The organism is Thermogemmatispora sp., assembly GCF_019683635.1.
Classification (GTDB): Bacteria; Chloroflexota; Ktedonobacteria; order Ktedonobacterales; family Ktedonobacteraceae; genus Thermogemmatispora.
On sequence record NZ_JADGIA010000007.1, the window covers coordinates 50,254 to 57,533 of the forward strand.

Sequence of the window (7,280 nt, forward strand, 5' to 3'; positions counted from 1 at the left end):
GAGCGCCGACAAGGCCAAGCGCTATGATGGAGCAAGCATCGCTCTTTCCAGATCCAGCATCCAGCCAGAAGGGCACACCGCCGCGCACCAGTGCCACCGCCAGCGAAAACAGAGCTGCTGAGCCGCTGGCTTCCCGCCTGCGCCCCCGAACACTTGATGAGTTTGTGGGACAGGAACATCTGCTTGGAGAGGGGCGCTTGCTACGGCGCTGCCTGGAGGAGGACCGCGTCCCTTCGCTGATCCTGTGGGGACCGCCCGGCAGCGGCAAGACAACGCTGGCTAGCTTGATTGCCCGGCTGACTCGCGCTCACTTTGTGACGCTCAGCGCCGTTGCCGCCGGGGTGGCCGATTTGCGCCGTGTGACCGAGGAGGCTCGCAGGCTACGCCAGCTGCGAGGACAGCGCACCATTCTCTTTGTTGATGAGATTCATCGCTTGAATAAGGCCCAGCAGGACGCTATTTTACCCTACGTTGAGCAGGGCCTGCTGACGCTGATTGGGGCAACGACCGAGAATCCTTCTTTCGAGGTAAACGCCGCTCTACTCTCGCGCTGCCGCGTCTTTACCTTGAACCCGCTCAGCGAGGAGGCCGTTATCCAGCTCCTGAGAAGAGCTTTACAAGATGAGGAGCGGGGCCTGGGCCGCTATCACCTGGAGATCGACGACGAGGCTTTGCAACAGATCGCCCGTTTCGCCAATGGCGATGCCCGCACGGCACTCAATGTTTTGGAGCTGGCCGCCGCCGGCGCCCGAGAGGGACGTATCACCGCGGAAACGGTGGCCGAGGCTCAGCAACAGCGGGCCTTGCTCTACGATAAAAGCGGCGACCAACACTACGATACCATCTCGGCTCTGCATAAGGCCATCCGCGGCTCTGACCCCGATGCCAGCCTCTACTGGCTGGCGCGCATGCTGGAAGCGGGCGAGGACCCCCTCTTTATTGCCCGCCGCTTGATTCGGATCGCCACGGAAGACGTGGGCCTGGCCGACCCCCTGGCCTTACCTCTGTGTGTGGCCGCCCAACAGGCGGTCCAGTTCGTGGGCCTGCCCGAGGCTGATCTGGCCCTGGCGGAGGCCGTGGTCTATCTGGCCAGCGCCCCGAAAAGCAACGCCCTCTACCTGGCCTACGGGCGAGCGCGCGATGATGTGCACCAGCAGCGTCAGGAAGCGGTACCTCTCTCTCTGCGCAACGCTCCCACTACGCTGATGAAACAGCTGGGATACGGCAGAGATTATAAGTATGCCCATGATTACTACCGCCAGCTTGAGGAGGAAAGCGACGATCCTTCTCGACCACCAGCCGTGCAGTTGCAGGAGTACCTGCCAGCGAATCTGCAGGGAAGGCGCTACTACGAGCCTGGACTGCAGGGCAACGAGGCCAGCATCAGGCGCTGGCTGGAGCGACGTCGCACCTCTTCCACCCCAAGTCAGCCGGCATCGCCCGCGGCTCACTCTGATACTCACAGTGAGGGTTCTTCGTCCTTTACTGGAGAAAGACATTCTTCATGCTGATACAGATATCATCAAAAAGCAGGGAACTGCCGTTTTCTTTTCAAAACACGTCTGCATTGAATTGATATACATCTATCCTTGACAACCTGGCAGGTTATCTTACATAATTATTGGGGCTTGCAATTTGTGCGTCTGGTGCTTTCGTCGAGCAATGTGCATTGACATTGTGCGCAGCGCCCAGGAAAAACTGATCGAGAAAGGGAGAGCTAATGTCTGGAGAAGAGAGGCAGCAATACACAACAACGAAGCGATCCGTCCGGCTCAGAAGAGACGAAATGCCCCTCCCTACAACGCAGACACGCCGTGGTGGCTATGTACCACCAGATCCGCTCGATTATCTTGCAGAAGACGATCCAGATGCATCACGACCACCGCGGCCCGGTAGTAGTGCCATTCGGCTCAACGACCCTCGTCTCACGGGGACGCAGCGAGCCATAAGCCCGCAATCGACCACGCGCCAGATGCCGGTGCCCTACACCTACCGACGCAGCGCTCAGCAGCCGGTGACAACCACGGCCAGCCCGGCCATCACGGCGCGCATGCGAGCTACACCAGCGCCAGCGCCGCAGACCTCACAGAAAGCTCCTTACAAAAGCCCCCTCCCCGCGAGAGAGAAAGTATCAAATCGGCGTATCCACTGGCTGCTCTTTATCGGCGTTGGCATGCTCGCCATGTTGGCTCTCTGGGTTCTTACCTCCTGGCTGATCTCCTGGGGCACCCAGCGCCTTGATGACATCCGTTATGGCAATCCGCGCACCTATCAGACTGACGCCGTCGTTGGTCATGGAGGCGACAGTCCTCAGCATCCGAGCCACTTTATCGCCATCAACCTGCACGGCCACATCATTGTTGTTGAGCTGATGGCTGGCGATCCTGCGAAAGCCATTACCTACGGCGGCCCCTATCTCTATGGCACCAATTCGAATGTCGACCAGATTCCCCCAATCCTGGAGTTCAAGGACGTCAACGGTGATGGCAAGCCTGACATGATCATCCACCTCGGCGATCAGAACATTGTTTTCATTAACACGGGGACAAAGTTCAGGCCGTCTGATGCCAATGACAAAATCCATCTCTGAGCAGGGAAAGAGCCACGGACCAGCCACCGTTTTTGTCTTCCAGGGATCTCAGGGAGAAGAGCTTAGTCTGCCTCCCTAACCAGGCAAGGCGACACAGGTCCATCGAGGATCACAACAGGGGAACAGAACAGCACAGATAAGATTAGCACAAGAGCCAGGATACTGCTCTGAGCGGAGGTGATGACACCACCGGCGCAGTATGGCCTTGCTGTTTTTTTGATAGTCTTTTCGGCCTTCTAGCGTGCAGCATCGGCGGAGAAGCCGGTGGGCGAGCGCCTTCGGTAATGGCGGTCAGGGCTGCGCTTTTTTTGGCTGAATGAAGATGCGACGATAGCCCTCCTCTACTATCTCGGCAGGGAAGACGCGCAAGAGAGATACCAGAACAAGCACCAGCGTCAGCCAGTCGAATCCAGCATCAAGAGGCACTCCCAGGATAGTTCCCACTACAGGTAGCAGCGTACTGCTTACCAGCTCGCCAAAGGCATCAGGGAAGAGAAGCAACAAGAGAAAGACGCCACAACCGCCCACAAAGAGTACCTTTCGCCCAATTCCGACACGCTTATGTCGCAGCAGGTAGACAATCAAGCGAACGGTCTTGATGACGTGAAAGAGTAGATCAAGGCGCCTCGGCCACAGTCGCCGCGGGCGCGTACCAGGCACAAGCAGTTCTCTCGACATAGCATTCCCTCCATTATTTAATACGTAGCAAGCGCTACCGGGGTTTTCCAGGCCGAGAGACCACGAGGGGGTGATGGCGAGCGAGGCAGGCTGCTCTCCCCAATCCGGGCCCTCCAGACAGCAGGCAGGCAGATAGGGAAGGAAGGCAGCCCGCCCTGCTGTCTGTGACTGCTGCAGGATGAGCCTAATGGAACAGCGTGGGGATCACCAGGGAGGCGGCATACTCTAAGTGCCAGATGACCAGGCCCGCTGTGACCAGGGCCAGGAGGATATGGAAGATGCGCCAGTAGCGAATGACATAGCGATAGAAATGCTCGCGCCTCATGGCATGTTCGACCGCCCGCAAGGCCGCCATTTGCTCCTGGGCCCCGGGTAGCAAGGCCCCGGGACGGCTCAGAGGACTCTTACGATCGGGTACAAGGCGATAGCTCTGTTCATAGCGGCTCAGCTCCTGGGGCGTCTCCTCCAGTGTCAGATAGGCCAGGTCCCAGGGACCATGCAGGGTACGCCCGCGTCCAGCGCCTCCTCCGCGCTCTGGGGGAGCCGAAATAGCGGGCGAGGCCGAGGCCGGCGATGGGGTCAGGCCGCGCACACGCTGCATATTATGCTCGACAATGGCCTGCAGCTGCTGCGAAATGGCTTCAATGCGATCCTCTCCTTCTTGAGTCAGGGCCTTACTGGCCTCTTTCGCAATCAGGCGCGGCATGATTCGATCAAGGCTGCGTCCAATGATGCCGCTGATGACCAGGGCAATGAGGCCATAGAGGGCATAGGTGCCGGAGCGCGGGTTAAAATTGCCAAAGGAGTGATAGAAGATCAGAGCCAGACCGGTCAGACCAAAGAACATATGCCAGCCCAGGGCCGAGCGCAGTCCGCCAATCACCTTTTTGCTCTTCCGCGAGCGGCGATGCAAGCTATAGAGGAGGCCGGCCAACAGGAGAAAAACGGTGCCCAGGACGGCGTAGGTCAGACCTACAAGGCTATCAGGGGTCGGATCGCTCCCATTGCGACTATACCAGATACAGAATGCCAGCCCAGCCACGATGATGAGCAACCCGAGCGCTATCCGCAGTAAATTGCGCGACTTGATATACACGAAAAAGAGTGGATAGCCTCTCGTACCAGCCCACTCTCGATCGGAGGCATAATCATAGGGCGAGGAAGAACGCGAAGCCGGCATCAGTTCAATCCTCCTCTCCAGAACGGTACAGACGGATCTTCAGCCACATCATCATGGCATCACGGTGCAGGCCCACTGGACAGGGAGGCACGCAAGCACCACACTGATAGCACGAGCGGGCAAAGCGCGCAACCGGAGCCGAGATCGGACCGCCGAAGGTCTCGCGATTGAGGACATCGATCGTTAGGGGTTCATCAAGAGCTGGGCAAGCAAGCAGACATTCGTTGCAGCCAATGCAGGCCTCAAGTTCCTGTTGAACCTGAGAAGCGGTTTTATGTAAAAGGACAGGATTACGCACTTAACGTCCTCCCTCCCGTTTCTCACTGTAGGATCGACTATGCTGCATCTGCGCTGGACTCTGACGAGAGAATGCGGGCAGAGCAGGATCGCTGTAAGCCCACAGATTGCGCCGTCCTCCGCGGCCCTGCTCTTGAGGAGAGAGCAGGTTGCCAGAGTTCAAGCGTGTCCCTGCCTGTCCTTGCCCTTGCTCTGGTAGAGCAGGCAAGGTGCCGGTGAAAGGACTGATCTCCTCCTCTTCGCGCAAAATAGGATAACGAGAGCCAGCATGCGCAGCAGGAGCAGAAGCCGGAGCTGGCTGAGATGCGGCACCTGGCCCGGTAGAGAGTGGGGGTAGCTGTTCGGTTGTTGGCAGGCGAGGCTCAAGCTGAGCTGCTGCAGCAGCCGGAGCAAGGCTGCGAGAGGCGGGAGCTGGCTCGGGTGTGGTCTGCGCGGTCGTCGGAACAGCAGGGGGCTTCACGCTGGCCAGACGTCCGCTGGTTACCAGATCCTGGGCGGTGTAGGTGCGCTGGCGTGTCAAATACTGGCGGGCATCGAACTCACCTTTCAAGAGGCCCTTCAAAATATCGCGCACGGGTAGTTCTTCATCGATGATGCGCTTGATTGCCAGGCTATCGGGCTGCATCGGGCCGAGCGAGAGGTAGCCAATAAGGCGATCGCCCTGCAGCAAGAGACGGCGATAGCCACCGCGACTGGTATCGGTTAGCACGTAGGCTCCAGGAGGTGACTGCAGCGGATTGCCCACGTAGAGCATCGACAGGTCGCCCAGGTGCGTCGCATGCCAGGGGACACCGAACGGGCGCACGACCTCACGATGGCCAGTCATCATTGCTCCGGCCATGCGGCCCTGCTCCACAGCGGCGTACCACTGAGCGCGTGGCTCGTACTGGCCAGTGAGCGGGTTTTTGAGGGCCGCCACATCGCCGGCCACATAAATATCACGGACACTACTGCGCAGACGGTCATCGACCAGGATGCCATTTTCGTGCTTGAGGGGCAGATCACAGTGTTTCGCCAGAGTCGTCACCGGCTTGGTGCCAGTGCAGGCCACGACCAGCTGGCAGGGGATAAACTGCTGATGATTGGTTACCACGCCAATGACACTGCCCACGCGGCCCACAATGCCAATTACTTCAGTAGAAGTGTAGACGGTCGCCCCGGCCTGCCTGATGCGCTCCAGCACCATCTCTGAAGCGGTCTCGTCCAGCATGCGCGGCAGCAGGACAGCGCTGCGGATCAACCAGTGGACATGGATGCCCCAGTGCAGCAGGCACATCACTGTTTCACAGGCATGAGCGCCACCGCCGATCACCACAGCCTCCTCGACCTCGGGCAGACGGCGCCGCAGATCCAGATAGTCCTGAAGACGGTGCAAGGTCAGTACGCCATCGAAATCGCGTCCCGGCAACTGAGAGGGCAGAGCAGTCGGCGTACTACCTGTGGCTAGCAGCAGCGCACCGTAGCCAAAGGCGCTGCCGTTGGCCAGGGTCACTGACTTGCTCTGGGCACTGATTTTTTCAACCCGCGCGTGGATCAGGTGAATGCGCTCCTGGCGCTCTGTACCAGGGGGGTAGGCTAAAAGCTGCTCACGGGTCAGTTTGCCAACGGCGAACTGCTTGAGCGCGGGCGTATTGATCGTGGGATGGTTCTGATCGCTGATAATAGCAATCCGGGCATCAGGTTCGAAGCTCCGCGCCTGGATGGCCGCGGTCAAACCAGCGATGCCGTTGCCAACAATCACAATATCGGCCCGATCAATACTGGGCTGATCAGTCCCTTTGAAAAAGGGTGCCCGGTGACCTGCATGATCCTGTCTCATATCTCCTCTATCTGTACTCACCCATCACCTGAGTTCATCACCTGAGTGTGACCAGCTTCTTGCCCTCTGGCACGCTGGCCAGGCCCTGGCCTTTGACCGGCCCCGGCTCCAGCGACGAGGTCCTATGTTCCCTTCCCCGCTCACGTAATGCATCCTCTCAACCCACCCACCTGGAGGCTCACAGCTCTCGCTCCCTGGCTCTTGCTTTGCCTGTTCACCGTACTGACTGCCGCTGCAGATCATTGCCTTCGAGCGCTCAGGCATCAAGCTGTCAAGTCGAAAGCCTCAATTGAGACGGGCATGAGAGCCAGTGAACCAACGGTGACAGCTAATCTACCTGAAAGGCAACCGGAGGCTTGCCCGTGGTCTGCTGATAATAATAGACATCGGTATGTGCTTTCTCACGGAGATGCCGCTCCATATGCTGCAGCGCCAGACGACAGCGCTCTACGCAGAGAAAGCGCAGGCGTTGACCGCTGGCGGTCTGGAGCACAAAGCTCATATCGGCCTGCTGAATCGCCACAATTTTGCCATCGGCGTGCTCGACACCTGGCCCCTGGGTAACTGTTGGGTTGAACAGGGCGAGCGGGCTGATGCAGGCCAGCGACACGATAGCCACCAGAAGCAGGACAAATATGACAGCTGTGCTACGCGGAGAAATCATAATCGCTAGCCCGGAAATTCATATCCATACATAGGAGTATTTTATATCAAGG

General features: G+C 58.7%; 7 protein-coding genes. 2 read left to right on the forward strand and 5 right to left on the reverse strand.

Annotated features, from left to right (window positions below; genetic code table 11):
* The first annotated feature begins 23 nt into the window (after nucleotides 1-23).
* Nucleotides 24-1,511 carry a replication-associated recombination protein A gene (locus IRZ31_RS01940; RefSeq protein WP_297148971.1) on the forward strand — a complete coding sequence of 496 codons (1,488 nt, stop codon included), beginning with the start codon at nucleotides 24-26 and terminating at the stop codon, nucleotides 1,509-1,511.
* Nucleotides 1,512-1,786: 275 nt separating this feature from the next.
* The gene (locus tag IRZ31_RS01945; protein WP_297148973.1) at nucleotides 1,787-2,590 is read left to right on the forward strand and encodes a hypothetical protein; all 804 of its coding nucleotides are present in this window, start codon (nucleotides 1,787-1,789) and stop codon (nucleotides 2,588-2,590) included.
* A gap of 291 nt (nucleotides 2,591-2,881) precedes the next feature.
* Here the strand turns inward: IRZ31_RS01945 and IRZ31_RS01950 are convergent, their stop codons facing one another.
* The 5 genes from IRZ31_RS01950 to IRZ31_RS01970 all read right to left on the reverse strand — a co-directional run bounded on the left by IRZ31_RS01950 (nucleotide 2,882) and on the right by IRZ31_RS01970 (nucleotide 7,228).
* Nucleotides 2,882-3,268: a hypothetical protein gene (locus IRZ31_RS01950; protein ID WP_297148975.1), complete on the reverse strand. Its 387-nt coding sequence runs from the start codon at nucleotides 3,266-3,268 to the stop codon at nucleotides 2,882-2,884.
* A 184-nt stretch (nucleotides 3,269-3,452) separates the two neighbouring features.
* A complete protein-coding gene (locus IRZ31_RS01955) occupies nucleotides 3,453-4,448 on the reverse strand; it encodes a hypothetical protein (protein ID WP_297148976.1) in 996 nt (331 codons plus the stop codon).
* A gap of 4 nt (nucleotides 4,449-4,452) precedes the next feature.
* Nucleotides 4,453-4,746, reverse strand: coding sequence for a 4Fe-4S dicluster domain-containing protein (locus IRZ31_RS01960; RefSeq protein WP_052891136.1), 294 nt, complete (start codon nucleotides 4,744-4,746; stop codon nucleotides 4,453-4,455).
* Nucleotides 4,747-6,564 (reverse strand): FAD/NAD(P)-binding oxidoreductase, encoded by a 1,818-nt coding sequence (locus tag IRZ31_RS01965; RefSeq protein ID WP_297148982.1) that lies wholly within the window; start codon nucleotides 6,562-6,564, stop codon nucleotides 4,747-4,749. It abuts the gene before it with no gap.
* A gap of 328 nt (nucleotides 6,565-6,892) precedes the next feature.
* The gene (locus tag IRZ31_RS01970) at nucleotides 6,893-7,228 is read right to left on the reverse strand and encodes a hypothetical protein (RefSeq protein WP_297148984.1); all 336 of its coding nucleotides are present in this window, start codon (nucleotides 7,226-7,228) and stop codon (nucleotides 6,893-6,895) included.
* Nucleotides 7,229-7,280 lie beyond the last annotated feature (52 nt).